We start from the raw sequence: 26695 nt of genomic DNA, 5'->3' as shown, positions 1-26695 counted from the left end.
CCTGGCGGTACGGCATCGCGCGGCAAGTGACGCAGGCCACGGTTTTACCGAGGGCCGCAGAGGGGACGAAAGCCGCCCTCGCAGGGGAAACCCGGCGCCCTCACAGCGTGACCAGCATCGCGATCATGCCGATGCCCATGGACAGCCGGCAGGCCAGCGCCAGCTCCGGCCGCGCACCCCAGGCGACGGCCGCACCGCTCGCCGGGCCCGCCGCCACCACGGACACGGGCATCAGCCGCACCCCCGAGCGCAGGACGTACCCGGCGTAGTACAGCAGCAGGGCGCCGGTCAGCAGCGGGATCCCGCCCGCGCCGTACCCGGTCGGGTGCCCCGCGTGCGCGGAACTCCCGGCGCCCGGCGCCATCACCAGCGCCATGTAGACCATCGCGGCCGACCCGATCACATGGTGCAGATGGTGAGCGCTCTCCCGGGACTGCCCCAGGGCCCGCAGCGCCGCGGCGCCGAACACGGCGGCGTACAGCGCCCATCCCCACACCGGCGGTGCGAGCGCCGCCGCGGGAAGGGCCATCACCGCCATGCCGAATCCCATCAAGGCCTCGCTGCCCGCGCCCGTGCGGTGTTCCCCCGCGCCGCTGTTCATGCGCAGCAGGCAGTACGCGCCGGTCGCCGCGCACAGCGCCACGAGCAGCCAGCCGGACATCGCTTCTCCGTGCACGGCGAACCTCCCCGTTCGACGGACGGTGTCGTCCCGTCGATGCCCAAGGCTGTTACGTCGTATGCGAGCGCACGGGGGTACACAGGGGGCTCATCGGGGGGACTCGAATCCGCCGCGACTCCGGAGGAGCCCGTCGGTCCTTCACCGGTAGGCGAGCAGAGCGTTTTTGCTGCCCTGCTACTCGTCCCCGACGTCGCGCCGGCTGGAGAGCGCCAGCTCCGCCCAGGGGGTCAGTGCCTCGACGTAGAACGATCCGAGCGTGGGGCGCAGGACGACCCACCCCTTGCTCTCCAGGCGCCGCAGGATGCTGCTCGCGTCCTCACCCAGCTCCGCGGCAATCTCGCGCTCCTGCGGCATGTTGCCGGCGCTCAGGTGCTCGCGGATGCGCAGGAGGAGTGTCTCCTCTTCGGTGGTGATGTCGAAGTCCACGCTTCGACGCTACGGGGAGGCGGAGGGGTCCGCCTCCCGGAGCGCTCACGGGCGGTACCGCAGGGGGTGATCTTCCGGGACTTCTACGATGACGATTTTGCATCCGTCGGGATCGGCGATCCACATCTCGACGAGCCCCCAGGGCTCCTTCACCGGCGGACGCAGCACCTCGACGCCTTTCGCTGTCAGCTCCTCGTGCGCGGCCTTTGCGTCCGCGACCTGGAGCCACAGCTGGAGGCCGGGGGAGGACGGGGTGTCGGAGCGCCCGGAGACTTCCAGGAAACCGCCGCCGAGGAAGTACACCGTGCCGCGCTCGGGGCCCGTGCCGAACTCGCGGTGCACGGCGAGCCCCAGCGCGTTGCCGTAGAAGGCGCGGGACCGGTCGGGGTCGGTGGGGTGCAGGAGCGTCCTGCTGCTCAGTACGTGGACCATGCATCCGGACCCTAGCCCGATCCGTGACCCCGCGCCGAGGCTGCGGGCGACCGTGTCCCGGCCGCCCCGCGGCTTCGCGGCTTCGCGCCACCGTGCGCGGCTCAGCCGATCGGCGTCGGCATCCGGACCACGTCGTAGGCCAGCGGGATCACGTTTCCCGTGCCCGGGTCGCTCAGCTCCACGCGCCAGTGCTCGGCGAACTGGTCCACGCCCTCGGCCATTGGGATGGTGCCCGAGATCAGCACCGTGCCGGGAATCAGCTCGCCACGCCCGCGCAGGACGTCGGCCCAGTACCCGGGGGTGAGCAGCTCGGCCAGCGTGCCGTCCTGGATCAGGGTCTCGGCGCCGTCGTGGGTCACCCAGGCCCGCAGGGTCAGCTCGTCGAGCCGCTCCGTCACGTCGGACAGCGGCCAGGCGCGGCGGGCGAGCACGTCGGGCCCGGCGTTCTTGCTCCACGCCACCCCGTGCACCTCCAGCTCACGGTCGGTGTGGTCGCAGGCCGCGGTCAGCAGCAGCTCCCCTTCCGCGCCCACCACCAGCGCCCACTCGGCCTCGCCCGAGGTGGCGCCGTGCTGGACGCTGACCAGGTCGGTCTGCTGGGCGAGGTAGGGCGAGACCGGGTAGAGCGCGGGGGTCACGGACGGGGCCGGCACACCCAGCGCGGCGAGCTCCGCCACGTGCGCGGCCACGTCATCCTGGCTGCGTCCGGCGTACCCGGCGTTGAGCACCTGGACGACATCGACGTCCCTGGTGGAGCCGTCGGGGAGTTCGAAAGTCAGCAGCGCCATGGAAAATCTCCACATCAGTCGCGGTTTCGGAGCGGTTAACTTTGCGCGGAGGGCTTGCGCATACGATCTGTATACAAGAAGTATGCCGGAAGGTCGACGTCACGCCCTCGCACAAGGGCGGAAAACGTGAAGCGCACCAGCACCAGCACCAGCACCAGTACGAGCGCCAGTACGAGCACGAGCACGAGCACCGACAAGCCCCAGGCCGACAGGTCCGCGGTCCGCCGCGCCTTCTTCGCCAGCCTCACCGGAACCGCCCTGGAGTGGTACGACTTCGCGATCTACTCAGCGGCCGCCGCGCTGGTCTTCGGCGACCTCTTCTTCCCCTCCGAGGACCCCACGACCGGCACCCTGCTCGCCTTCTCGACCTACGCCGTCGGCTATGTCTCCCGGCCGCTGGGCGGGTTCGTCTTCGGCCGCCTCGGGGACGTGATCGGCCGGAAGAAGGTCCTGATCGCGACCCTCGTGCTGATCGGCGTCGCGACATTCCTGATCGGTCTGCTGCCCACCTACGCCACCATCGGCGTGGCCGCCCCCATCATGCTGGTGCTGCTGCGCTTCGCCCAGGGCGTCGGAGTCGGCGGCGACGCCGACCGCTCCGAGGAAGAGCCGGGAAGGAGGAAGAGCCGGGAAGAGGGAAGGCGCAGCAGCCTTCCGCTCCCGTCCCGACCGCCACCACCGGCTGACCCACGCCCCGGAAGGAACCACCCCATGCGCATCGCCCTGAGCCAGATCACCACCGGCCCCGACCCCGAGCGCAACCTGGAGCTGCTGCGCGAACAGACCCACCGGGCAGCGGAATCCGGTGCCCGCGTCGTCGTCTTCCCCGAGGCCGCGATGGCCTGCTTCGGCACCCCGCTCGCACCGTTCGCCGAACCCCTGGACGGCCCCTGGGCGACGGAGATCCGCCGGATCGCCGCGGAAAGCGGTCTGGTCGTGGTCGCCGGCATGTTCACCCCCGCACCCGGCGGCAAGGTGACCAACACACTGCTGGCCACCGGCCCCGGCGTCGAAGCCGCCTACGACAAGATCCATCTGTACGACGCCTTCGGCTTCGCCGAGTCCGACACCGTCGCGCCCGGCGTGAAGGTCGTCACCATCGACGTCGACGGCGTCCGTATCGGCCTCGCCACCTGCTACGACGTCCGCTTCCCCGAGCTGTTCCGCGCCCACGCCGACGCCGGAGCGGTCCTCACGCTGCTTCCCGCGTCCTGGGGCGCGGGCCCCGGCAAGCGTGAGCAGTGGGACCTGCTCATCCGCGCCCGTGCGCTCGACGCCACCCTGTGGCTGGCCGCCGTCGACCAGGCCGACCCGGCGGCGTCCGGCGCGCCCGCGGCCTCGAAGGCGCCCACCGGAATCGGCCGCAGCGCAGTCGTCGGCCCGGACGGGACCGTACGTCGGCAGCTCGACGCGGGGCCCGGGCTGCTGGTGGCCGACGTGGACATCGACGAGGTCGGCGTGGTCCGCCGCGCCGTGCCGGTGCTGGCCAACCGCAGGCTGTAGCAGGCGCTTCAGCCGGCCAGGAGCACCCTGAGCGTCGTCTCCAGGTGGCTGTCGATCGCGGCGCACGCCGCCGGTGCGTCACGGGCGGCGATCGCGGACAGGATGGCCCGGTGCTCGTCGAGGACCGACTCCTGGCGGCCGTGCTGGTTGTACAGCGCCACCACCCCGGCCCGGATCTGCCTGCTGCGCAGCCCGTCGTAGTGCCGGTCGAGCAGGGCGTTGCCCACGGAGGACACCACCGTCGCGTGGAAGAGGTGATCCACCGCGATGAACTCCTTGGCCGATTCCGGTCCGCTGAGGGTGTTTTGACGCTCCAGCAGCTCCGTCAGCTCCCGCACCGGGGCCCGGTCACCCGCGATGAGCCGCTCCGCGGCGTACCGCTCGACGATTCCGCGCAGCTCCATCAGCTCGGTGATCTCCCGCCCCGTCAGGGGCACGATCTGCGCGCCGCGCTTGGGCACCAGCCGGACGAGGTCCTCGGCCGCGAGCAGCAGCAGCGCTTCGCGGATGGGGGTGCGCGAGACCCCGATACGGTCCGCGAGCTCCTGCTCGGACAGGAACGTTCCCTGCAGATCCGGATCGGTGAGGACGTTCTCCTTGAGAAACGCGTACGCCTTGTCCCGCCCCGATGCCACAGCTACCCCCACAGATTGCATACAAGAAGTATACAGAAATAGTGCCCACGGCACACGGGTCCGACGCGCGTTACTCTCGGTGCTCCCGTGCAGCAGCAGAGATCTTGGAGCGTCTTCATGGACACCACCCCGCGCCCGGCCACCGGCGAACTCGTCTTCAGGGACGCCGAACCGGCCGACGCAGACGCGCTGGTCTCGCTGATCGAGTCGGCGTACCGGGGGGACTCCAGCCGGTCCGGCTGGACCACGGAGGCGGACATCCTCGAAGGGCAGCGCACCGATCCCGACGGCGTCCTCGACGTGATCAAGACGACCGACGGCAAGCTGCTGATCGTCGAGCGGGACGGCGCCCTGGTCGCCTGCTGCCAGCTCGAATCCCGCGCTGACGCCGCCTACTTCGGCATGTTCGCCGTCCGCCCCGACCTGCAGGGCGCCGGCCTCGGCAAGGTGATCATCGCCGAGGCGGAGCGGGTCGCCCGCGAGAGCTGGGGCGCGGGCGAGATGCATATGACGGTGATCTCGGTGCGCGACGATCTCATCGCCTGGTACGAGCGCCGCGGCTACCGCCGTACGGGAAAGATGACGCCCTTCCCGTACGGCGACGAGCGCTTCGGTGTTCCGCAGCGCACCGACCTTCAGTTCGAGCTGCTGGTCAAGGCGCTCGCGTAAACGATTCTCCGCATCGGCGCCGCGCGGTCCGATCGGCGCGGCCCGACCCGCGCGGCGCCGGGCTCAGGCCGTGAAGCGGCCGGTGCGACGGATCTCCGGATAGTCGGTCGTCGCGCCGTCCAGTTCCAGTGCGCGCACCAGCCGCAGCTGGTCCTGGGTGTTCACCACCCAGCCGATGATCTTCAGCCCCGCCGCGTGCGCCTGCTCGACCGTCTCCAGGGTCAGCCTGCGGATGTTCAGCGCGAGGGTCGCGGCGCCGACCGCCTTGGCGCGGTCCACCACATCGGTGCCGTAGCGGCTGGCGATGAGCACCGTACGTACACCGGGCACGAGTGACGCGATCTCGGCGACCGCCTCGTCGTGGAACGACGACACCTCCACGCGGCCCGCCAGGTCACGCCGGAGCATCACCTCGGCGAGCGCCCGCGCCGCCGCCGCGTCCTTGATCTCCGCCTGGAGCGGCGACTTCACGCGGTCGAGCACCTCCTCGAAGAGAGGGACGCGTTCGCCCCTCCCCGCGTCGAGTTCCCGCAGTTCGGCGAGGGTCATGTCGGCGATCTTGCCCTTGCCGTCGGTCGTACGGTCCACCTCGGCGTCGTGCATGATCACAAGCGCGCCGTCCTTGCTCAGATGCAGATCCAGCTCGATGACGTCCATGCCGGCCTGTTCGGCACGTACGAAGGAACGCAGGGTGTTCTCCGGCTCGACACCCATGACCCCACGGTGACCAATGGTGAGGAAACTCAAGGCAATCTCGCTTCCGTCGACAGCGGCTCCAGCGCAGCCTAACGGCCCGCCTGCGAGAGGGAACCTGCCCCGCGCGGGGAAGCGGAATGCTCCGATCGGGCGCTCGCGATCCCGAGGACCAGACCGGTGATGAGGGCGGCGACAAGGACGGCACGGATACTCACGCGGTACGGCTCCCGGAAGTGCGGACGAGGTGCTCAATCCGTCCGTACTACCCCTGCGGCGGGGCCCGTCGCGAGTTGTGTCACTCGTGCGTGGGCGAGTCCGGCGGGCCTTGACGCCCGAGGCGGGCGTTCACCGGAAGCTGCGGGGCGCCGGAGCGACGGTGGTGGAGCGCCGGTGCCCCGGGATGGGCCATGGGTTTTTCACGTGCGGTGAGCACCTGGGTGATGCCCGTGACTCTGTGGCCCCGGTGGCAGAAGCGATCGCAGGAAGGGCCACAGACAGGAAGAACGGCGGCGAGTCAGGGGCCTCGGCAGGATAATTTACTGAGCTCCCCCTTGGACGAAAGAAGCGAACACCGATACGGTGTCTTGACGCGAGGTTCTCCCGTGAAGGAAGTGACATGACGGAAATTCTTGTGCAGGACGCAGCAGCCGACGGCATATCCGGTGACTGGCGTGTGGTCGAGCACCCGGCCTGGCCCGAGCTCAAGAATGCCGTTGAGCAGATCCGGTCCTGGCAGTCGAAGGACGGATCCATCGACTTCGACGCCGAGGGCGCCCCGTCGCGCGCCACCGCGGAGGCCACCATCGACCGCGTGATCAACGCGATCGAGGCGCTCGCCCCACTGCTGGCGCACAACGCCGCATATCACCGGGCCCTCGTCGTCGATCTCCAGAAGTGGTCCGACGGCGCCTTCGGCGTGCCCGACTTCCTGGACTCGCTGCTCGCCTTCCAGCCCGCCCAGAATCGCGCCGACGGCCTCCAGCACCTGGTCGTCTTCCCGATGTACACGCAGAACGGCAACCCCGACCGCAATCTCGAAGCGGTCGTGCTGCGGATGGTGTGGCCCGACTGGCTCGCGGAGCTGGAGCGCACGCGCTACGACAACCCCCTCTTCCTCGGCATCACCTTCGAGGACTTCACCGCCGGTTACGACACCAACTCGGCGGTGCTCTTCCCGGAGACGATCGCGGTGCGCGAGGCCCCCGAGCGCTTCACCTGGGGCGGCATCTTCTGCGACCGCGAGGCGGCCCGTTTCCGCCGGGTCACCGAGGCCTCCGTCGAGATCCTCGGCGTCGAACTGCCCGACGGCGTGCGCGAGATGCTCGGCGACCAGGACCGCTGCCAGCAGGCCTTCGTGCTGTGGGACATGGTCCACGACCGCACCCACAGCCACGGCGATCTGCCCTTCGACCCCTTCATGATCAAGCAGCGCCAGCCGTTCTGGATGTACGGCCTGGAGGAGCTGCGCTGCGACCTCACCGCCTTCAAGGAGGCCGTGAAGCTGGAGGCCGACGGCTTCGGCCAGGGCCGCGACGTCCAGTACGCCGTGCTCTTCGACCGGATGTTCCGCTTCCCGGTCACCGGTGAGCGCGTACGCAACTACGACGGTCTCGGCGGCCAGCTGCTCTTCGCGTACCTCCACAAGCACGACGTGCTGCGCTGGACGGACAACACGCTGAAGATCGACTGGGAGCGGGCACCGCAGGTCACCAACCAGCTCTGCGGTGAGATCGAAAAGCTCTACCGCGACGGCATCGACCGGCCCAAGCTGGTGCACTGGTTCGCCGCGTACGACCTGGTCTCGACGTATCTCGCGCCGCACCCGGGCTCCCGCTGGGCCAAGGGCCCCGACGCCCTGGACCTCTCGCTGCCGCCGCGCAAACTCGTCGACGAGGTGCTTCCGGACGAGTTTCCCCTGAGCATGTTCTATGAGGCGCTTTCCAAGAAGCTGAAAAATGTGATCGCCTCGACCAAGGGGATCACCGCGGCGAGCGCGGAGCGGGTGGCCGCATGAGCCCTCGTGCCCAGGAGGCGACGACCATGAACGTGCAGAACCATGGCAAGGCGAACGGGAACGGTGCGCTGGAAGGCGCTGTGGTCGCGGTGGCCGGAGCGGGCGGGCCCGCGGGCCGGGCCACCCTGCTCAGGCTGGCCGAGGCGGGCGCGATTGTGGTCGGCTCGGACGCCGACGCCGCGCGCCTCGCGGAGGCCGTCGACGCCGCCAGGTACGCCCACGGCGGGGCCACGGTCACCGGCGACACCGTCGACCTCCTCGACCTGGAGGCGACCCGTGCCTGGGCGGACCGCACCGAGAAGGAATTCGGGCGGATCGACGGCATGGTCCACCTCGTCGGCGGCTGGCGCGGCAGCGCGACCTTCGCCGAGACCGACCTCGCGGACTGGGACCTGCTGGAGAAGCTGCTGATCCGCACCGTCCAGCACACCTCGCTCGCCTTCCAGGCCCCGCTCCTGCGCAGCGACCGCGGCCGCTACCTCCTGATCAGCGCGGCCGGCGCGTCCAAGCCCACCGCGGGCAACGCCGCGTACGCCGCGTCCAAGGCGGCGGCCGAGGCGTGGACCCTCGCGCTGGCCGACGACTTCCGCAAGGCGGGGGGCGAGGGCGGGCCGCGCACCGCGGCTGCCATCCTGGTCATCAAGGCGCTGGTGCACGACGCGATGCGCGCCGAGCGCCCGAACGCGAAGTTCGCGGGCTTCACGGACGTCAAGGAACTGGCCGACGCCATCGCCGGTGTCTGGGACCGGCCCGCCCCGGAAGTGAATGGACAGCGCCTGTGGCTGACCCCCAAGCCGTGAACGTGGCGAAGACCGACGCCCGTCGGCACCACGACCCCCGGGTACGCGGCTTCGCCAGTGACAACTACGCGGGCGCGCACCCCGAGGTGCTCGCCGCACTGGCCCTCGCCAACGGGGGCCATCAGGTCGCCTACGGCGAGGACGACTACACCGAGCACTTCCAGCGGATCGTGCACAGCCACTTCGGCGCGCTCGCGGAGGCCTTCCCCGTCTTCAACGGGACCGGTGCCAACGTCGTCGCGCTGCAGGCGCTCACCGACCGGTGGGGCGCGGTCATCGCCGCCGAGTCCGCGCACATCAACGTGGACGAGTGCGGAGCCCCCGAGCGGGTCGGCGGGCTCAAACTGCTGACCGTACCGACGCCGGACGGCAAGCTCACACCCGAGCTGATCGACCGGCAGGCGTACGGCTGGGACGACGAGCACCGTGCCATGCCGCAGGTCGTGTCGATCACTCAGAACACCGAACTGGGCACGGTCTACACCCCGGACGAGATCCGGGCCATCTGCGTGCACGCCCATGAGCGCGGCATGAAGGTGCACCTCGACGGCGCCCGCATATCCAACGCGGCCGCCTCCCTCGACGTACCGATGCGGACCTTCACCAACACCGTCGGTGTGGACGTCATGTCCTTCGGCGGCACGAAGAACGGCATGCTCTTCGGCGAGGCCGTGATCGTCCTCAACCCGGACGCCGTGCGCGCCATGAAGCACCTGCGCAAGCTGTCGATGCAGCTCGCCTCCAAGATGCGCTTCGTATCGGTGCAGCTCGAAGCGATGCTCGCCCGCGACCTGTGGCTGCGCAACGCGCGTCACGCCAACACCATGGCGCAGCGGCTCGCCGCGGGCGTCCGTGGGGTGGACGGCGTGGAGATTCTCTATCCCGTGCAGGCCAACGCGGTCTTCGCGCGGCTCCCGCACGACGTGAGTGAGCGGCTGCAGAAGCACTACCGCTTTTACTTCTGGGACGAGTCCGCCGGCGATGTCCGCTGGATGTGCTCCTTCGACACCACCGAGGACGACGTGGACGGCTTTGTGCAGGCGCTCAAGGAAGAGATAGCCAAGTAGCGCAACTGTATGACTATGCGGCCGACCGGAAAGGCATTGACTGCCGGTCGGCCGCTTCTTTATGCTCGCTGACCATGGAACTGATCCAGGAAACCCTCGAACCTGCCGCCTATCTGGCAGCCGATGAGGTCGTCGACCATGAGCACCCGCTCGTGCGGGAGACGGCCACCCGACTGCGTGCCGAAGCAGCCGACGCATACGTATACGCCGAAGCGGCCTTCGTGTTCGTACGCGACGACATTCCGCACTCCAGCGATGCGGGCGACCCGAGGGTCACCTGGCGCGCTTCCGACGTCATCGCGCAGCGGACCGGAATCTGTTACGCCAAGGCCCACGCCCTCGTCGCGCTGCTGCGGGCCGAGGGGATTCCCGCCGGCTTCTGCTATCAGCGGCTGGCGGACGACAACGGCTCGGACCCGGTCGTCCACGGGCTGGTCGCTGTGCGGCTGCCGGGGCATGGTGCGTGGGCCCGGCAGGATCCGCGCGGCAACAGGCCGGGCGTCGACGCCCGGTTCTCGCTCGACGGCGAACGGCTGGCGTACGTCGTACGCCCGAAGTTCAGCGAAGTGGACTATGCAGTGCTGTATGCTGCACCGCATTCGGCCGTTCTGCGTGCCCTGCGCACCGCCCAGGACCGGTCGCACCTGTGCCGCACGCTCCCCACCTCACTGTGAGAAGGAAGTTCATGACGCTCACGCTCACTGTCTCCGATGAGGTGCGCACCCTCGCGCCCGGCTTCACCCACCTGGCCGTCGAGGCGCACGGCCTGGTCAACGGGCCCAGTACCGAGGCGAGTTCGGCCCTCCTCGACGACGCCATGCGCCGCCTCGCCGAGCGCCTGAACGGGCGGGCCCCGCACGAGGACCCGCACATCGCCGCCTGGCGCGAGGCGTACACCGCCTTCGGCAGCAAGCCGTCGCGCACCCGCAACTCGGCGGAGGCGCTGGCGAAGCGCGCCCTGACCGGTGCGGGACTGCCGCGGATCAACCTGCTCGTCGACCTCTACAACGCGATCAGCGTCGCGCATCTCGTCCCGGTCGGCGGCGAGGACCTGGACCGCGTCCGGGGCGCCATGCGGCTCGTACGGGCCACCGGCGGCGAACCGTTCGCCACGGTCACGGGCGGCGAGGACGCCGTCGAGCACCCGGACGCGGGCGAGGTCGTCTGGCGCGACGACGAAGGCGTCACCTGCCGGCGCTGGAACTGGCGCCAGGGTGTCCGTACCCGCCTGACCGAGGAGTCGGTGAACGCGGTCTTCCTGCTGGAGTCGATGGCCCCCATGACACTCGGCGAGCTCGACGCCGCGGGGGCCGAACTCGCCGAGTCGCTGGAGAAGCTGAGCCCCGGAGCGCGGATCACCGTCCGCCCCCCGGCGCCGCACCGCGCGTAGCGCGGCCCCGCGGCGGCAGGTCAGCCCGCCTCGCGCACCTGTCCGGGAAGCGGCGCGGTACCACCGAGGTGCGCCGGGATCCACCAGGTGTCCTCGGCGTTCTTCGGGCGTACGGGATAGGCGCGCTGGGCGGCCTCCAGGAGCTCCTGCACCCGCTCGCGCAGTCGCCGGGTGATCGCGCCCGCGAACTCGTCCGTGGGCGCCGCCATCGGCTCACCGACCCGGATCGTCACGGGGATGTGATTACGGCCGAAATTGCGCGGCTTCCCCTTGGTCCACAGCCGCTGAGTGCCCCACAGAGCCATCGGGATCAGCGGTACGCCGGCCTCCTGGGCGAGCCGGGCCGCACCCGACTTGAAGCCCTTGAGGGTGAAGGACTCGGAAATCGTCGCTTCCGGGAAGACGCCGATGATCTCGCCGCCCCGCAGCGCGTCGAGGGCGTGCGCATACGCCGCCTCGCCCTTGTTGCGGTCGACGGGGATGTGCTTCATGCCGCGCATCAGCGGTCCGGAAATCTTGTGCCGGAAGACCGAATCCTTGGCCATGAAGCGCACCAGACGCCTCTGCGGCAGCGTTCCCAGCCCCGCGAAGATGAAGTCGAGGTAGCTGATGTGGTTACTCACCAGCACGGCGCCACCGGTGCGGGGGACGTTTTCAGAACCCTGCGTGTCGATCTTCAGGTCGAGCGCCTTGAACAGGGTAAGTGCGGCACCAATGACCGGCCGATAGACGAGTTCTGCCATGTCGGAGGACCCCTTCTGTGCCCGGGGAGGCTCTCCCGGCGGAAGTTACGGAGCCGTAGGTTAAGCGGCTTTGGGCAGATCGTGCCCCATGAGCGGCCGAGTAGCCAGTCCTGCTGTCTTTCCGGCGCGAGATTCTCGTCACTTGGAGAAACTTGGGGAATCGTCCCGATCCCGTGAACGCTGAAAGGATGAGCGGAAGGACGCATCCGCGAGAACGGATTGCCTGGAACGCAAGGGGGGCCGAAGGTGCGCGGGCACGAAAGCGGTACGGGTGGCGACGCGAGTGCCGGTGCGGACACCCGCACCAGACTCGGCGCGGCCGAACTCGGCGAGGAGCCGGGGGAGCGCGCGACGCTCGTTCAGTTCTCCAGCGCCTTCTGCCAGCCCTGTCGGGCGACCCGGAGGACCCTTCTGGAAGTGGCGGACATGGTCGACGGCGTCGCCCATGTGGAGATCGACGCGGAGGAACGGCTCGACCTCGTACGGGAACTCGGCATCCTCACGACCCCCACCGTGCTCGTGCTCGACGCGGAGGGCCGGATCGTGCGCCGGGCGGCGGGGCAGCCGCGCCGGGCCGATGTCATCGCGGCCCTCGGCGATGCCGTGTGAACGCGAGCCCCGTGACGCATCTCCCATATCCCGGACGCGGCTTGACTGTCCGTGCCGCGAATCGACAATCTGGCCGCGTGCCGCCAGAACTCCTTCTCCACGGGCGGGCCCATGTCGACCTGGGCCGCGACGCGAGTGCGCGCTGTCCGGGTGCCTGAGCACCCACGGACTCGTATGCACCCTCCGCAGAAGGACACGAAGGACAACCCGATGACGGCATCGCCCTCGCTCGACTCCCCCCGCCAGGCCCTGAAGGCCTCTCCCGACCTGCTCCGTTCGGTCTTCCGGCAGCACGCGGCCGGCGTCGCGGTGATCACTGCGCAGGGCCCTGCCCCCGTCGGGTTCACCGCCACCTCGCTGAACTCCGTCGCCGCGGACCCGCCCCTGATCTCCTTCGGCGTGGGCACCGGCTCATCGAGCTGGCCCGTGCTGGCCGAGGCCGAGCACATCGGCGTCCACATACTCGCCGAGGACCAGCAGGAGCTGGCGGCCACCTTCGCGCGCAGTGGCGCGGACCGTTTCTCGCCGCCGACCCGGTGGCGTACGGGGCCTGAGGGCGTACCGCTGCTCGACGGAGTACTGGCGTGGCTGGTGTGCCGAGTTGTGGCGCGCGTGCCGGCGGCGGATCATCGCATTGTGCTCGGCCAGGTCGTCGCGGGCGACCCTGCCGGGACGGGGCGGCCGCTGCTCTATCACCAGGGACGCTTCAACGCACTGAGGGACTGAGAGTTCCCGGTGGACAGTGATGCATCACCGTTGGCAAGGTCACAGTTCAAAGCGCTTGCTTACGGGGAATGCACTGGGTGTACTGGCGAGTAATATTCTAGTCGGAGCGCGGTCCGCCCCGACCGGGATCCGCCCCTTCGGGCGCCTATGCTGCCTGCAACGAGGCACCAAAAAGTAGACGATGCAGTAGGAGAGCCGGCGTGAGCCTGAGGATCGTTGTCTGTGTGAAGTACGTGCCCGACGCCACCGGTGATCGGCACTTCGCCGATGACCTGACTGTCGACCGCGACGACGTCGACGGCCTGCTGTCGGAGCTGGACGAATACGCCGTCGAGCAGGCGCTGCAGATCGCCGGCGAGGCGGACGACGCGGAAATCACCGTGCTGACCGTCGGCCCCGAGGACGCCAAGGACGCGCTGCGCAAGGCGCTGTCCATGGGCGCGGACAAGGCCGTCCACGTCGAGGACGACGATCTGCACGGCACCGACGTCATCGGCACCTCGCTGGTGCTCGCCAAGGCCATCGAGAAGACCGGTTACGACCTGGTCATCTGCGGCATGGCGTCGACCGACGGCACCATGGGTGTCCTGCCGGCGATGCTGGCCGAGCGCCTGGGCGTCCCGCAGGTCACCCTGCTCTCCGAGGTCTCCGTCGACGGAGGCGTCGTCAAGGGCCGTCGTGACGGCGACAGCGCGAGCGAGCAGCTGGAGGCGTCCCTGCCGGCCGTCGTGTCCGTGACGGACCAGTCGGGCGAGGCCCGCTACCCGTCCTTCAAGGGCATCATGGCGGCCAAGAAGAAGCCGGTCGTGTCCCTGGACCTGGGCGACCTGGACATCGACGCGGACGAGGTCGGCCTCGCGGGCTCCTGGACCAAGGTCGATTCCGCCACGGAGCGTCCCGCCCGTACGGCCGGCACGATCGTCAAGGACGAGGGCGAGGGCGGCAAGCAGCTGGCCGAGTTCCTGGCGGGGCAGAAGTTCATTTGAGGAGATGAGGTGGGTTGGTAGCTACAGCAACCCACCCCTGGATGGCTCGCAGGAGAGCAATCCCGTGACTCCTCCCCCTCGCGAGGGGGCTTCTCACTCGGCTGCTCAGCGGCCTCATGACGGACAGGTCCTGCCCAGTGCCTCGCGGCACGAAGGCGGAGCCCAGTAGTACAACAGGAGCAGAAATGGCTGAAGTTCTCGTCTATGTCGACCACGTGGACGGCGCCGTCCGCAAGCCCACCCTGGAGCTGCTGACGCTCGCCCGCCGCATCGGCGACCCCGTCGCCGTCTCGCTCGGCGCCGGCGCCGAGGCCACTGCCGCCGTGCTCGCCGAGCACGGCGCGGTGAAGGTCCTCACGCTCGACGCCCCCGAGCTCACCGACTATCTCGTCGTGCCGAAGGTGGACGCGCTGCAGGCCGCGTACGACGCCGTTTCGCCGGTCGCCGTCCTCGTGCCGTCCTCCGCCGAGGGCAAGGAGATCGCGGCCCGCCTCGCGGTCCGTATCGGCTCCGGCATCATCACCGACGCCGTCGACGTCGAGGCCGGTGACGAGGGCCCGGTGGTCACGCAGGCCGTCTTCGCCGCGTCGTACACCACCAAGTCCCGCATCTCCAAGGGCACGCCGGTCATCACGGTGAAGCCGAACTCCGCGCCGGTCGAGGCCGCCGCGGCCGCGGGCACCGTCGAGGCGCTCACCGTGTCCTTCTCCGAGCTGTCCACCGGCACCAAGGTGGTCGCCCGCACCCCGCGCGAGTCCAGTGGCCGCCCCGAGCTGACCGAGGCCCCGATCGTGGTCTCCGGCGGCCGCGGCGTCAACGGCGCCGAGAACTTCGCGGTCATCGAGGCCCTCGCCGACTCCCTCGGTGCCGCCGTCGGCGCCTCGCGCGCCGCGGTCGACGCTGGCTGGTACCCGCACTCCAACCAGGTTGGCCAGACCGGCAAGTCGGTCTCCCCGCAGCTGTACATCGCGTCCGGAATCTCCGGCGCGATCCAGCACCGGGCCGGCATGCAGACCTCGAAGACCATCGTGGCCATCAACAAGGACGCGGAGGCCCCGATCTTCGACCTGGTCGACTACGGCGTGGTCGGCGACCTCTTCGCGGTCGTCCCGCAGCTGACCGAAGAGGTCATCGCCCGTAAGGGCTGACCTGCGGAAGTCTCTTGGGCCGGGGCCGTGCGGTGATCTTTCACCGCGCGGCCCCGTGCCGTTTCCGGCAACCATTGACAACTATCGGTAGCCATTGACAACCATTGACGCAGACAGTGGGCGCCTATTAACTTCACTATGCGGATTATTGATTCCGTGAAGCGGAAACTTGGAGGGTGTGGGAATGGGTCAGCAGGAGACGGTGGCAACGAGCCTCGCGGGTGCGATCAGCGAGGGGATCAGCGCTTCCCTCGCGCCGGTGGACGCGGACCTCGCCCGCCGCTACCCGGGGGACCCGGGCACCCGCCAGCCCGTCCACACCGTCTACGTCCCCGCTGACGTCTTCGATGCCGGCACCGTCCGCGCGTGGGGCGACCAGGCACTCGCCGCCCTCGACGAGCACGCACCGGACGCCGCCGCCTTCGCCGGTGTGCTCGGCATCCCGGACGAGCTCGCGGATTCGGTCCACGCGCGCGTGCGGGCCAAGCTGGAGCGCGAGCCCGTGGAAGACCTGCGCATCGACTTCGAGGACGGGTACGGCCCGCGCCCCGATGCCGAGGAGGACGCGGCGGCGGCCCGAGCGGCCCGCCTGATCGCCGAGGCGTACGACAACGGCACCGCGGCCCCGTTCATGGGCATCCGCATGAAGTGCCTGGAGGCAGCGGTACGCGACCGGGGCATCCGCACGCTCGACATCTTCCTCACCGGGCTGATGGACGCCGGAGGCCTGCCCGAGGGCCTTGTCCTGACGCTGCCCAAGGTGACGTACGCCGAACAGGTCACCGCGATGGTGCGGCTCGTCGAGGAGTTCGAGAAGGCGCGGAGCCTGGAGCCGGGACGGATCGGCTTCGAGATCCAGATCGAGACCACCCAGTCGATCCTCGGCGCCGACGGCCGTGCCACCGTCTCGCGCATGATCGAGGCCGCCCACGGCAGGGCCACCTCACTGCACTACGGCACCTTCGACTACAGCGCCTCCTGCGGTGTTTCGGCGGCCTACCAGTCGCTGGACCACCCGGTCGCCGACCACGCCAAGGCCGTCATGCAGATCGCGGCGGCGGGCACCGGCGTGCGGCTGTCCGACGGCTCGACGAACGTCCTGCCGGTCGGCGCGACCACGCGGGTCCACGACGCGTGGCGGCTGCACTACGGCCTGGTGCGCCGCTCGCTGGCCCGCGCGTACTACCAGGGCTGGGACATGCACCCCGGCCACCTGCCGACCCGCTACGCCGCGGTGTACACCTTCTACCGCGAGGGACTTGAGCAGGCGGCGGCCCGGCTCACCGCGTACGTGAACCGGGCCGGCGGCGATGTGATGGACGAGCCCGCCACCGCCAAGGCGCTCAGCGGCTATCTGCTGCGCGGCCTGGACTGCGGGGCCGTGGACGTCGCAGAGGTCGCCCGGCTCACCGGTATGACCCGCGCCGACCTGGACACCCTCGCGGGCCGCCCGGTCGCCGCCAAGTAGCCGGCACACCTGTCACTGCTGCCCCGTACTCTGTACCCGACCACAGTCGGACACAGGAACGGGGCAGTGGTGTCAACGGGGGAGAACGAGCGGCTCGCCGGCCGCTATCGAGTGATCGAGCAACTGGGCCGCGGCGGCATGGGCGTGGTGTGGCGCGCCGTCGACGAAGTGCTCGGCCGTGAGGTCGCCGTCAAGGAACTGCGCACGTACAACGACTCGTCGGCGCCCGAACTGGCCGATCTACGGGTGCGGATGCAGCGTGAGGCACGGGCCGCCGCGCGAGTACGGCACCCCGGCGTCATCGCCGTGCACGACGTCACCGACCACAACGGCCGCCCGGTCATCGTCATGGAGCTCGTCGACGGGCCCTCCCTTGACGACGTCCTGACCGAGCGCGGTGTCCTGGACCCGCGCGAGGCGGCGTCCATCGGCGCCGAGGTGCTGCGGGCGCTGGGCGCCGCGCACCGCGTCGGGGTGCTGCACCGTGACGTCAAGCCGGGCAACATCCTGCTGGACCGCAGTGGCCGCGTGGTTCTCACCGACTTCGGGATCGCCGCGATGGACGACCCGGGGGACGGCTCGACCACGCATCTCACGCGCAGTGGCGAACTGGTCGGATCCCTCGACTACCTGGCGCCCGAGCGCGCCCAGGGCAATGACCCCGGCCCGGCGTCCGACGTATGGGCGCTCGGCGCGACGCTGTACGCGGCGGTGGAGGGCGCCTCGCCGTTCCGCCGCACGTCGACCTGGTCGACGCTGACCGCGATCGTCGCGGATCCGCTGCCGGAAGCGCGACGCGCGGGTCCGCTGGGGCCCGTACTCCAGCTGCTGATGCACAAGGACCCGGCGCAGCGCCCCGACGCGGACGCGGCGGCCGGGCTGCTCGCGGCGGTCGCGGCCGGCGTGGACACCACGGGCACCGCGGCCACCAGGAAGCTGGGCGGCGGCGCCCTCGGCGGGATACCCGGGGGAGTGCCGGCCCGGGGCCCGCAGGCGGCACCCAGCGGCCCTCCGCAAGTCGCGCCGCGCGGGGTGACCGAGCTCGATGTGCTGCCGCACCGGCCCGAGGGCTTCGGCCCGGCGCTGGCTCCGGTGCCAATGCCCGCACAGCCCGGCCCCGGTCCGGCACCGGGGCCCGCGACTGCCGCCACTCCTGTCCCGGCGCTTCGGTCCGGGCGCGGGAAGGTCCTGGTGGCAGTGGGTGTGGTGGCCGTCCTGCTGGCCGGGGGCGGCGTGACGTACGCGCTCACCGACCATTGGGAGGCAGCGTCCGGTGGGCTGGCCAAGGGCGCGGACACGAGCGAGTCTCCCGGCGGCAGCGAGCAGATCCCCACCGGCGGCAAGCCCTCCGGGGCGAAGAAGCCGGCCGGCCCCGAGCCCACCGGGCAGGGCGGCGAAAAGTCTCCGAAGCCGGATGCGAAGAAGCCGCCCGCCGGTGGAGACGGCGACAAGGAGGCCGGCGGCTCCAGTGAGTCCGACGGTTCCGACGGCGGGGCTTCAGGCTCCTCCGGAGGCTCGGACGCGGGAAGCACATCGGGCTCGGGCGGCAAGACGACCGGCGGGTCCGACGGCGGCGGTTCCACGTCCGCGACCGGCGGCGGGGGCGAGCCCGGCACCCCGGACCCGGCCCCCGTCTGCAACGGCATCGGCGGCGGCAAGTACAACTGCAATGTCTGGCGCTCCGCGAAGTCCTATACGGCGAGCGGCGCCGAAGCAGGGGTGCTGAACGCGGGCATCAACTACTTCTTCTGCCAGCAGAACCTCGGGCGCCGCGAGACCCACGACCAGTGGACGAACGTCTGGTGGGCCAAGACCGACGACGACAGCGGCAACACCGGTGTCTTCGTCAGCACCGTCTACCTCAAGGGCGGCGAGAACGACAAGCCGCTGCCCGGCCTGCCGGTCTGCTGAGGCGGCGCCATGCCCCTCGTACACCCAGCCCCCGTACGCTCAGCGCGCCCGGTCCCAGGGCTTGATCTCGCCCGAGCCACGGGCGATGAGGCGGGTCGGGAGCTCCACCCGCGCCGGGGCGTCGTCCGAGCCGTCCAGGCGCCGGAAGAGCCGGTCGGCCGCGGTGCGGCCCAGGGTGGCGGCGTCCTGGGCGATGACGGTGAGTCCTGGCTGCAGCAGGTCGGCGAGCTCGATGTCGTCGAACCCGACCAGGGCGATGGGGTGCTTCCGGGCGGCCAGTACGCGTACGGCCGTCACGGTCACCCGGTTGTTGGCCGCGAAAATCGCCGTTACGGGCTCGGGGGCGTCCAGCATCGCGGTCGTCGCGTCCCCCACCCGCTCGGGCGCGGTGCTGCCGAGCGACATCCAGGACTCGTCGACCCGCAGCCCGGCGTCCTCCATCGCGGCGTGATAGCCGCGCAGCCGCTCGATGGCGGTGTGGATGCGCGGCTGGTCGCCGATGAAGCCGATACGGCGGTGCCCATGGGCGATCAGATGGGCGACGCCCTCACGTGCTCCGCCGAAGTTGTCCGAGAGCACCACGTCCGCGTCGATCATCCCGGCGGGGCGGTCCACGAAGACGGTGGCGACACCTGCCGCTATTTCCTGTTCCAGGTAGCGGTGGTCGTCCCCGGCGGGGATCACGATCAGACCGTCGACGCGCCGGGCACACAGCGCGAGCACCAGCTCCTGCTCCCGGGCGGGGTCCTCGGCGCTCGACCCGTTGATGAGGAGGGCGCCGTGGGCGCGGGCCACTTCCTCGACGGCGCGGGCCAGCGGCCCGTAGAAGGGGTCGGCGAGGTCTTCGAGGACCAGTCCGATGCTGGCGGTGCGGCCCTTGCGCAGCACCCGGGCGCTGTCGTTGCGGCGAAAGCCCAGGGCGTCAATGGCCTCCTGGACACGCCGTTCGGTGTCGGGCGTGACGCCTGCCTCGCCGTTCACCACCCGGGAGACCGTCTTGAGGCCCACCCCGGCGCGCGAGGCGACATCCTTCATGGTCGGCCGGGTACCGTAACGGGGCTCTGGTCGGCTCGTGGTCTCGGCCACAGTGCGCTGTCCTGTCGTCGTCGAATGTGTCAAAGGGTGTGCCGTCGAGCATAGAGCCTGGACAACGTTGTCAGCTGAATAGAGACTGGTCCCTGACCTGCCACCATCCCGTCCACCTGGAGACCCGACACCGATGCACACCGACCTCGTCGCCGCGCTGGATATCGGCGGCACCAAGATCGCCGGAGCTTTGGTGGACAGCAGCGGGCGGATTCTCCTGCGGGCGCAGCGGCCCACTCCCGCACGCGAGGACGGCGAAACGGTGATGCGCGCGGCCGAAGCGGTCCTCACTGAGCTGACCACCTCCTCGCTGTGGGAGCGCGCGGGGGCCGTCGGCATCGGCAGCGCGGGTCCTGTGGACGCCTCCGCCGGCACGGTCAGCCCGGTCAATGTCTCAGGCTGGCGCGATTTTCCGCTGGTCGAGCGGGTGCGCGCGGCCACCGGCGGCCTGCCGGTCGCGCTGGTCGGTGACGGCGTCGCGATGACGGCCGCCGAGCACTGGCAGGGCGCGGCCCGCGGTTACGACAACGCGCTGTGCCTGGTCGTCTCGACCGGGGTGGGCGGCGGGCTCGTGCTGGACGGGAAGCTGCGCACCGGACCGACGGGCAACGCGGGCCACATCGGTCACATCAGCGTCGACCTTGACGGCGATCTGTGCCCGTGCGGATCGCGTGGCTGTGTGGAACGCATCGCCAGCGGCCCCAACATCGCGCGCAGGGCCCTCGACAACGGCTGGCAGCCGGGACCGGACGGCGATGCCACCGCCGCAGCGGTGGCATCGGCCGCCAGGGCCGGAGATCCGGTGGCCGTCGCCTCCTTCGATCGGGCAGCGCAGGCCCTGGCGGCCGGCATCGCCGCCACCGCGACGCTCGTCGAGATCGAGATCGCGGTCATCGGCGGGGGAGTGGCGGGCGCGGGTGATGTGCTCTTCACGCCCCTGCGCCGTGCGTTGCGTGACTACGCCACGCTCTCGTTCGTACGACGGCTGACCGTCGCCCCGGCGCTGACCGGCACCGACGCGGGTCTGGTGGGCGCGGCGGCGGCCGCGACGCTCGGCGGAAGGCCGGGCGAGACAGCCGCAGCCGCCCTCGGCTGAGCGCCGAACGGGACCGCCCGGCGGGGCCGCCGAAGCGAGTCGCCTACCGGGACCGCTTACCGGGACCGCCTACTGGGACCGCCTCCCGTCGCCGCCCTCCGGATGGACCGTATGAGGGGCTCAACCGCACTGTCAGTGCCCGCCGTTAGGCTGGCCGGAACAATCCCCTACCCAGGGCGTTGCTGCTGCTGTGGTGCCCCGCCCGTGATGCAGGCGGGGCACTGCTACGTGGGGATGCCCAGCGGGCCGAGCACTTCCGGGGTTTGCCGGTCGCGCCGACTCGTGCCAGCGTGGGCCGGCATGAGCGGTGATCAGGAGCGGGACGCGGCGCTGTCGCAGGCGGTGCGGCTGCGCGAGCAGGGGCAGACCGAGCGGGCGCGCGAGGAGCTGGTGGCGCTCGCTCAGCGGTATCCGCAGGACACCGAGGTCGCCTATCAGGCCGGGTGGGCGCACGACGTACTCGGCCTGGAGGCCGAGGCCGTCCCGTTCTACGAACGGGCCCTGAGCGGCCCCGGCCTCTCGGAGGAGGACCGCCACGGCGTCTTTCTGGGCCTGGGAAGCACCTACCGGGTGCTCGGCCGCTTCGAGCTGTCGCTGCGGACCCTGCGCGGCGGCCTCGCGGAGTTCCCGCAGGACCCGGCGCTGCAGGCCTTCCTGGCCATGGCGCTGTACAACGCGGGGCAGGGCAGGGAGGCCGTGCAGACCCTGCTCAAGACCCTGACGGCCAGCAGCGCCGACCTTCGCGTGCGGAGCTACCGCAGCGCGATCGACCACTACGCCGAGGACCTCGACGCCATGGAATAGGGCGCGGGTGCACCGGCCCGGACGGGCGTCAGCCCGTCGCGCAGGTCTCCACCCGCCGCGAACGCTGCTCCACGATCACCAGGAACGCGTCCGACTCCAGGTCCATCACCACCTTGGCCGGACAGCCCTCGGCGCGCCGTGCGTGGGCGAATTCCTCCGCCGGCCAACTGCCCCGCGGACCTCCGGCCGGGAACTGCTCCAACACCGTGCGGCTCATGCTGTGCCCCGTTTCCTTACGTGCTTGCGTACGTGCTGGCTTCCGTTGTCGCCGGACTCTGCTCGTGTGCCCCAACGAGACTCCGTGCGCATGCGTCACGGTTCCCCCGTCCCACCAGGGCTCCTTCCTCATATGGTTCGACGCCGCACGGGGGCCGGGACGTTGCCTCAGGTCGGCAACAGCCTCGGCACGGTTGTGTGCCCGAACGGTCGCAGGCACCATGCCGCGACCCCGGGTTTCCGTGGCAGGGTGTTGCGGGCAAGCCACTGGGGGCTACGGAGAAAAGGGGGAACCGTGATCGTCTGGATCAACGGTTGCGTCGACACAAGGCCAGGTCGGCGTCCTACCTGCTTCTATTCGCTCCGAAACCTAGCCCTACTTAGCTTTAGCTAGCCTTGATTGGGAAGATCTTTCTCCCATCCGTCTCCCATGGGGGGACGGATGGGAGACGGATGCGATGGAGTCCCAGATCCGGGACCGTTCGGTCAACCAGGGGCGCCGTGAGCTATCGCCGCCGAGGGGACTCGGGCCCGCCGGGCTACACCCAGGCCAACCGACACTCTCCGCTGGCCTGTGCTGATGAATCCCTCTGGAAGTGATCGTTCCCCACCAGAACAAGATCAGTTCCCAGGCGTCCGCTCATGGCAGTCGGCGTGCGCGGCGCTCAGGTGTTCGCGTCCGCACCTGACGTGTCCTGCGGCGAGAGCACCCGGGCCAAAACTGTCGTCGGCATCCCTGCCGCTCGGCTTCTTTCCTTCTGCCGATCGTGGAAGTGATGTGCAGGAGAGCTCACCTCCGCGAAACACGGGAAGACCAGGATTCAAAAGTCTGACCTGTTCGGGTGACATCCGTACGCGGGACCCATCCCGGCGAGGCTCTGGTGTGTCGGCGGCGGCTGAATCCTGGTTCTGGATCACTTTCAGTGCCGGGGCCACGGAGGGTCACCGAAACCGCGATCATGAACGGCTTGGGGCGCTGAGGAGGACCCGCTTGCGGAGGAGTTCGAAGTTGGCTCGGCCGTACATCTGTCTCTTCAACATTTTGATCTTGTTGTTCTGGCTCTCGACGGCGCCGGAGCTCCACTTCAGAGTGAGGCCGGCGACGACGGCGTCGAGGTCCTGGCCGAGGCCGGTGACGAAAGTGTGCAGGGCAGGCAGGTCGTCGTCCTTAACGCCCGTGATCCATTGGTCCAGGTACTTGCCCTGGCGGTTGTTCATGAGCTCGGCGAACGCGCGGACGTGATGCGCGGTGCGGTCGAGGTCGGGGCAGCGGACCAGGATTGCTTTGAGCTGCTGGGTCTGTTCGTCGGTGAGGCGGTCGGGATGGCGGGTGAGCCAGCTTGTCACGTTTCGCACGGAAGGTGCTTTGCGGGGCGGGTTGTGCGGAAAGCTCTCGCGGAGCTTGGCCACGTACTTCTTCACGACGTTCTCGCCACCGGCGTAGCCGCGCTCGCGGACTTCCTCGAACAGACGGCGGGCGACGGTGCAGCCCTCGGCCCAACGCTGGTGCAGGTAAGGCTTGTAAGGGTCGAGGATGCTGGCTCGGCCGGTCCACCGGCCGACCAGGAGCTCGTCCGGGTCCGCGGCGAAGGCGAAGCGGCGGACGGTATTGCGGGCCAGCCCGAGCTGGCGGGCGATCGCGCGCAGTCCGACGCCCTGGTCAAGGAGCGAGTGGACGTCCGCGTGTCGTTCCCGAACACGGTCAGAGAGTCGGCCCGTTGTCCGCAGCCCTGACGGAGAGGGCGGTTCGAGGTTCGCGTTTTCTATGGCCGCGATGACCTGAGCCGTGGCGGATTGGCGCGGCTCACGCAGCAGCGCGCGATGCTGGACGACTGTCTTCTCGACGGCTTCGGTCAGATTCGACCAGATGTGCCACCGGTCCGCGACGTGGATGGCGCTCGGGGCGCCGAGCCGCCCGGCCTCGGCATACGCCGTGGAGCGGTCACGGCAGATCACTGGTGGCGCCCGAGGCGTTCTCCGGACTCGATGCCAGGGCGGGCGATGCGAGGGATGAGACGCCGTCCGCGGAGCCAGACAAGGTGCTCGGCGGAGTAGTACGCCTTGTCTGCACGGATCTTGACTGGGCGTCTTCGTCGCGGCCCGCGCCGTGAGCGGACGGCGGGTATGCCCAGAATCAAGGGCTTGAACGCCTGGCTGTCGTGGAGGTTCGCCCCCGACACCGCGACGGACAGAGGGATCCCCTGCGCCTCGGACAGCACGTGCAGCTTGCTGCCCTTCTTGCCCCGATCGACCGGATTCGGCCCGGTCAGCGAGCCCCCCTTTTCGCCCGCACCGAGGCGGCGTCGACGATCGCCGAAGTCCAGTCCAGCTCACCGAGGGCACCGAGCTCGTCCAGCACCGCCCGATGCAGTCGACGCCACAGCCCCGCCTCGGTCCATACCGTGAACCGGCGATGAGCCGTCGCCGACGAGACCCCGAACGTCGGAGGCAGATACCGCCAGGCGCAACCGCTGGTCAGCACATACACCACCGCCGCGAACACCGCCCGCTCATCCACCGGAGCCGTACCACCGCCCTGTGGACGGGACTTGAACCTCGGCAACAGCGGAGCCACCAGTTCCCACAACCCGTCCGGGACAAGCCGGCGGGACAGATCAACAGCCACAGCACAGCATCATGCCGCATCAACAACCCGCCACGTGAGACATCCTCTAGCCTCGGGCTTTCGTGACGGGTGATGTCCAGTTGGTGACCGGGACAGCAGAAAGTGCTCCTGACCTGCAACGATAGGACTTACTGAGGGTCCTGTACGTGGCAAGGAAAGAAGCACTTCCCAGGTGAAGAAGAGTATCGGGTCCTATCCGCCTGTCCGTATCCAGGGCGGTGGCCGCTCGGTGGTCTCGCAGGCCGGATCGGTGCTGCTGGTCGAGACGGTCCGCAAGTCCGGGCTTGATCAGGCGATATCGACGGCCATGGCACCGTGGCGCAAGCCTCGGGCCGTGCACGATCCGGGCAAGGTCTTGCTGGATGTCGCGCTCGGAGTCGCTCTGGGCGGGGACTGCCTCGCCGATGTCGCCATGCTGCGGGCGGAGCCCGACGTGTTCGGCCCGGTGGCATCCGACCCCACAGTCTCCCGGCTCATCGACACCCTCGCCGCGGCCGGCCCGAAGTCCCTCACCGCGATCCGGTCGGCGCGGGCCCAAGTACGCTCGCACGTCTGGGAACTGGCCGGGGCACAAGGTCCGGCCGCCGACGGCCAGGTGATCGTGGACATCGACGGCGTGCTGGTCCTTGCGCACTCCGAGAAGCAGGACGCCACCGCGACCTGGAAGAAGACCTTCGGTCATCACCCGCTCGTCGCGTTCGTCGACCACGGCCAGGCCGGTTCCGGCGAGCCGGTGGCCGCGCTGCTTCGGCCCGGCAACGCGGGTTCCAACACCGCGAGCGATCACATCACCACCACGGGTATGGCTCTCGCCCAACTGCCCAAAGCCCTGCGGCGCGGGCGCCGGACGCTGATCCGTACCGACTCCGCCGGTGGCACCCATGCCTTCCTCGACTGGCTCTCCAAGCCGGGCCGGTGGCTGTCGTATTCCGTCGGAATGACCATCACCGACGCCATCCATCAGGCGGTGCTGAAGATCCCGAAGAAGGCGTGGACGCCGGCCTACGACGCGGGCGGCACCGAGCGGCCCGGTGCCTGGGTCGCGGAGATCACCGACATGCCCGACCTGAGCACGTGGCCGAAGGGAATGCGGCTGGTCGTCCGCAAGGAACGGCCACACCCCGGTGCCCAGTTGCGCTTCACCGACCTCGACGGACTGCGGCTGACGTGCTTCGCGACCAACACCAAGGGAGGCCAGCTCGCCGACCTGGAACTGCGTCACCGCAGACGGGCCCGCTGCGAGGACCGCATACGAAACGCCCGCGACACCGGCCTGCGCAACCTGCCCCTCCACGACAGCGCGCAGAACCGGATCTGGCTGGAGATCGTCTCCCTCGCACTTGACCTCCTCGCCTGGATGCCCATGCTCGCCCTGACCGGCGACACCCGCCGCTGGGAACCCAAACGCCTTCGCCTGCGGCTGTTCTCAACCGCCGCACGACTCGTCACCACCGGCCGCCGCCGCTGGCTCCGCCTGCCCGCCCGATGGCCCTGGACCAGCGTCCTCACTCAGGCGATCGACCGGCTCCAGGCCCTGCCGAACCCCGGCTGACCAGCCACTTCAACCACCCCAACAACCCTCACCACCACCCCGGGAAAGTGGAACCCGGCGCCCACCCGACGCGAGAGCCGGGCCCTCAACCTGCCACACCACCGGAAAACCGTCACTCCACAAAAGCAGAGCCCCCGTCAGCAGACCGACGAGGACTCATGAACGATCGAGGCTAAGGCGGTACGGAGACCGGGCGGCATCCATGCTGAGAAGACCGGAAGCGGCCCGATAGAGACCACTACTGAACATAGCAAGTGTCAACTGAACCGCGGTTTTGCTAATCCATTGCTGGCGAACAGCGTTCACTGCTAACGATCATGCGGATCCTAGAGCCGCTCAACCCCGCTGAATAGCTACGTCGAGAGAGGTGTCTAGCTCTCAACTCTCCAGCGTAGGAACCCTGTTGGTCCCGTATCCTGCCGCACGCACTGGTGGAGTGGGTGACGATGCTGGTCGTCACCCGTGAGGGTGACCGACGCTGCACACTCCGGCTCCAAGCGGGCGGTGATCGCTCTCGCGTACCTGTGCCGACACGACCCGCTGGCTCAACTCGCCGCGGGTTTCCGTGTCTCCGTCGGCACCGCCCACGCGTACGTCACCACCGTCGTCGGGCACCTGGCCGACT

At 69.8% G+C, this 26695-nt stretch carries 28 protein-coding genes and 1 pseudogene; 17 read left to right on the top strand and 12 right to left on the bottom strand.

Annotated elements, in window-relative coordinates; translation table 11 throughout:
* Nucleotides 1–100: 100 nt before the first annotated feature.
* From ABCR94_RS26940 to ABCR94_RS26925, 4 genes are all read right to left on the bottom strand, one after another.
* Nucleotides 101–676, bottom strand: a complete 576-nt coding sequence (locus tag ABCR94_RS26940; protein ID WP_347122623.1) for a DUF5134 domain-containing protein — start codon at nucleotides 674–676, stop codon at nucleotides 101–103.
* Between the two features lie 177 nt (nucleotides 677–853).
* Entirely contained in the window at nucleotides 854–1105 is a 252-nt protein-coding gene (locus ABCR94_RS26935; RefSeq protein WP_347122622.1) for a hypothetical protein, read from the bottom strand.
* 45 nt (nucleotides 1106–1150) lie between these two features.
* A complete protein-coding gene (locus ABCR94_RS26930; protein WP_347122621.1) occupies nucleotides 1151–1537 on the bottom strand; it encodes a VOC family protein in 387 nt (128 codons plus the stop codon).
* Nucleotides 1538–1638: 101 nt separating this feature from the next.
* Complete coding sequence (locus ABCR94_RS26925) at nucleotides 1639–2325, bottom strand: DUF2848 domain-containing protein (RefSeq protein WP_347122620.1); 687 nt, start codon at nucleotides 2323–2325, stop codon at nucleotides 1639–1641.
* Nucleotides 2326–2451: 126 nt separating this feature from the next.
* On the opposite strand from ABCR94_RS26925, the gene ABCR94_RS26920 reads away from it, so the two are divergent.
* Nucleotides 2452–3828, top strand: coding sequence for a nitrilase-related carbon-nitrogen hydrolase (locus tag ABCR94_RS26920; RefSeq protein WP_347122619.1), 1377 nt, complete (start codon nucleotides 2452–2454; stop codon nucleotides 3826–3828).
* 8 nt (nucleotides 3829–3836) lie between these two features.
* Here the strand turns inward: ABCR94_RS26920 and ABCR94_RS26915 are convergent, their stop codons facing one another.
* Nucleotides 3837–4484: a GntR family transcriptional regulator gene (locus ABCR94_RS26915; RefSeq protein ID WP_347122618.1), complete on the bottom strand. Its 648-nt coding sequence runs from the start codon at nucleotides 4482–4484 to the stop codon at nucleotides 3837–3839.
* Nucleotides 4485–4580: 96 nt separating this feature from the next.
* Between ABCR94_RS26915 and ABCR94_RS26910 the strand changes: the two genes are divergently transcribed.
* Nucleotides 4581–5132, top strand: coding sequence for a GNAT family N-acetyltransferase (locus tag ABCR94_RS26910; RefSeq protein WP_347122617.1), 552 nt, complete (start codon nucleotides 4581–4583; stop codon nucleotides 5130–5132).
* Nucleotides 5133–5195: 63 nt separating this feature from the next.
* Here ABCR94_RS26910 and ABCR94_RS26905 read toward each other — a convergent pair whose 3' ends face one another.
* Complete coding sequence (locus tag ABCR94_RS26905; protein WP_347122616.1) at nucleotides 5196–5879, bottom strand: glycerophosphodiester phosphodiesterase; 684 nt, start codon at nucleotides 5877–5879, stop codon at nucleotides 5196–5198.
* A gap of 565 nt (nucleotides 5880–6444) precedes the next feature.
* On the opposite strand from ABCR94_RS26905, the gene ABCR94_RS26900 reads away from it, so the two are divergent.
* The 5 genes from ABCR94_RS26900 (at nucleotide 6445) to ABCR94_RS26880 (ending at nucleotide 11099) form a co-directional block, all read left to right on the top strand.
* Entirely contained in the window at nucleotides 6445–7842 is a 1398-nt protein-coding gene (locus tag ABCR94_RS26900) for a DUF6421 family protein (RefSeq protein ID WP_347122615.1), read from the top strand.
* A gap of 26 nt (nucleotides 7843–7868) precedes the next feature.
* Complete coding sequence (locus ABCR94_RS26895; RefSeq protein ID WP_347122614.1) at nucleotides 7869–8642, top strand: SDR family NAD(P)-dependent oxidoreductase; 774 nt, start codon at nucleotides 7869–7871, stop codon at nucleotides 8640–8642.
* Nucleotides 8639–9709, top strand: coding sequence for a threonine aldolase family protein (locus ABCR94_RS26890; protein WP_347123096.1), 1071 nt, complete (start codon nucleotides 8639–8641; stop codon nucleotides 9707–9709). Before ABCR94_RS26895 ends, ABCR94_RS26890 begins: the two co-directional genes overlap by 4 nt.
* 74 nt (nucleotides 9710–9783) lie before the next feature.
* Entirely contained in the window at nucleotides 9784–10383 is a 600-nt protein-coding gene (locus tag ABCR94_RS26885) for a transglutaminase-like domain-containing protein (RefSeq protein WP_347122613.1), read from the top strand.
* Nucleotides 10384–10394: 11 nt separating this feature from the next.
* Nucleotides 10395–11099 (top strand): B3/B4 domain-containing protein, encoded by a 705-nt coding sequence (locus ABCR94_RS26880; RefSeq protein WP_347122612.1) that lies wholly within the window; start codon nucleotides 10395–10397, stop codon nucleotides 11097–11099.
* A 20-nt stretch (nucleotides 11100–11119) separates the two neighbouring features.
* Here ABCR94_RS26880 and ABCR94_RS26875 read toward each other — a convergent pair whose 3' ends face one another.
* Nucleotides 11120–11842, bottom strand: coding sequence for a lysophospholipid acyltransferase family protein (locus ABCR94_RS26875; protein ID WP_347122611.1), 723 nt, complete (start codon nucleotides 11840–11842; stop codon nucleotides 11120–11122).
* Between the two features lie 246 nt (nucleotides 11843–12088).
* On the opposite strand from ABCR94_RS26875, the gene ABCR94_RS26870 reads away from it, so the two are divergent.
* The 6 genes from ABCR94_RS26870 (at nucleotide 12089) to ABCR94_RS26845 (ending at nucleotide 18690) form a co-directional block, all read left to right on the top strand.
* On the top strand, nucleotides 12089–12451 hold the full coding sequence (locus ABCR94_RS26870; RefSeq protein ID WP_347122610.1) for a TlpA family protein disulfide reductase: 363 nt from the start codon (nucleotides 12089–12091) through the stop codon (nucleotides 12449–12451).
* 210 nt (nucleotides 12452–12661) lie between these two features.
* Complete coding sequence (locus ABCR94_RS26865; protein WP_347122609.1) at nucleotides 12662–13177, top strand: flavin reductase family protein; 516 nt, start codon at nucleotides 12662–12664, stop codon at nucleotides 13175–13177.
* 200 nt (nucleotides 13178–13377) lie between these two features.
* Complete coding sequence (locus ABCR94_RS26860) at nucleotides 13378–14163, top strand: electron transfer flavoprotein subunit beta/FixA family protein (RefSeq protein ID WP_347122608.1); 786 nt, start codon at nucleotides 13378–13380, stop codon at nucleotides 14161–14163.
* 185 nt (nucleotides 14164–14348) lie between these two features.
* Nucleotides 14349–15311: an electron transfer flavoprotein subunit alpha/FixB family protein gene (locus tag ABCR94_RS26855; protein ID WP_347122607.1), complete on the top strand. Its 963-nt coding sequence runs from the start codon at nucleotides 14349–14351 to the stop codon at nucleotides 15309–15311.
* A gap of 184 nt (nucleotides 15312–15495) precedes the next feature.
* Nucleotides 15496–16779: a DUF6986 family protein gene (locus ABCR94_RS26850; protein WP_521977898.1), complete on the top strand. Its 1284-nt coding sequence runs from the start codon at nucleotides 15496–15498 to the stop codon at nucleotides 16777–16779.
* Nucleotides 16780–16848: 69 nt separating this feature from the next.
* Nucleotides 16849–18690, top strand: a complete 1842-nt coding sequence (locus tag ABCR94_RS26845) for a serine/threonine-protein kinase (protein WP_347123088.1) — start codon at nucleotides 16849–16851, stop codon at nucleotides 18688–18690.
* Between the two features lie 39 nt (nucleotides 18691–18729).
* Here ABCR94_RS26845 and ABCR94_RS26840 read toward each other — a convergent pair whose 3' ends face one another.
* Nucleotides 18730–19776, bottom strand: a complete 1047-nt coding sequence (locus ABCR94_RS26840) for a LacI family DNA-binding transcriptional regulator (protein WP_347122605.1) — start codon at nucleotides 19774–19776, stop codon at nucleotides 18730–18732.
* 133 nt (nucleotides 19777–19909) lie between these two features.
* Here ABCR94_RS26840 and ABCR94_RS26835 point away from each other — a divergent pair, with 133 nt between their 5' ends.
* Together ABCR94_RS26835 and ABCR94_RS26830 are read left to right on the top strand one after the other, a co-directional pair.
* Entirely contained in the window at nucleotides 19910–20872 is a 963-nt protein-coding gene (locus ABCR94_RS26835; protein ID WP_347122604.1) for an ROK family protein, read from the top strand.
* A 300-nt stretch (nucleotides 20873–21172) separates the two neighbouring features.
* Nucleotides 21173–21676 carry a tetratricopeptide repeat protein gene (locus tag ABCR94_RS26830; RefSeq protein WP_347122603.1) on the top strand — a complete coding sequence of 168 codons (504 nt, stop codon included), beginning with the start codon at nucleotides 21173–21175 and terminating at the stop codon, nucleotides 21674–21676.
* A gap of 28 nt (nucleotides 21677–21704) precedes the next feature.
* Here ABCR94_RS26830 and ABCR94_RS26825 read toward each other — a convergent pair whose 3' ends face one another.
* From ABCR94_RS26825 to ABCR94_RS26815, 4 genes are all read right to left on the bottom strand, one after another.
* On the bottom strand, nucleotides 21705–21893 hold the full coding sequence (locus ABCR94_RS26825; protein ID WP_347122602.1) for a DUF8839 family protein: 189 nt from the start codon (nucleotides 21891–21893) through the stop codon (nucleotides 21705–21707).
* A 956-nt stretch (nucleotides 21894–22849) separates the two neighbouring features.
* Entirely contained in the window at nucleotides 22850–23302 is a 453-nt protein-coding gene (locus ABCR94_RS39205) for an ISL3 family transposase (RefSeq protein WP_521978005.1), read from the bottom strand.
* Nucleotides 23303–23844: 542 nt separating this feature from the next.
* Nucleotides 23845–24162: a transposase gene (locus tag ABCR94_RS39200; protein WP_521978003.1), complete on the bottom strand. Its 318-nt coding sequence runs from the start codon at nucleotides 24160–24162 to the stop codon at nucleotides 23845–23847.
* Entirely contained in the window at nucleotides 24159–24518 is a 360-nt protein-coding gene (locus tag ABCR94_RS26815; RefSeq protein WP_347122600.1) for a transposase, read from the bottom strand. The genes ABCR94_RS39200 and ABCR94_RS26815 overlap by 4 nt, the downstream gene beginning before the upstream one ends.
* A 172-nt stretch (nucleotides 24519–24690) precedes the next feature.
* On the opposite strand from ABCR94_RS26815, the gene ABCR94_RS26810 reads away from it, so the two are divergent.
* Both ABCR94_RS26810 and ABCR94_RS26805 read left to right on the top strand, forming a co-directional pair.
* Nucleotides 24691–26070, top strand: coding sequence for an IS1380 family transposase (locus ABCR94_RS26810; protein ID WP_347117434.1), 1380 nt, complete (start codon nucleotides 24691–24693; stop codon nucleotides 26068–26070).
* 446 nt (nucleotides 26071–26516) lie between these two features.
* Nucleotides 26517–26694: pseudogene (locus ABCR94_RS26805) on the top strand (transposase family protein); the annotation flags it as partial.
* Nucleotide 26695: the final 1 nt, after the last annotated feature.

The sequence above is a fragment of the Streptomyces changchenzhani genome, assembly GCF_039766235.1.
Taxonomy (GTDB): Bacteria; Actinomycetota; Actinomycetes; order Streptomycetales; family Streptomycetaceae; genus Streptomyces.
Note: the sequence above shows the minus strand (reverse complement) of the source record. Positions and strands in the feature narration are given on the sequence as shown.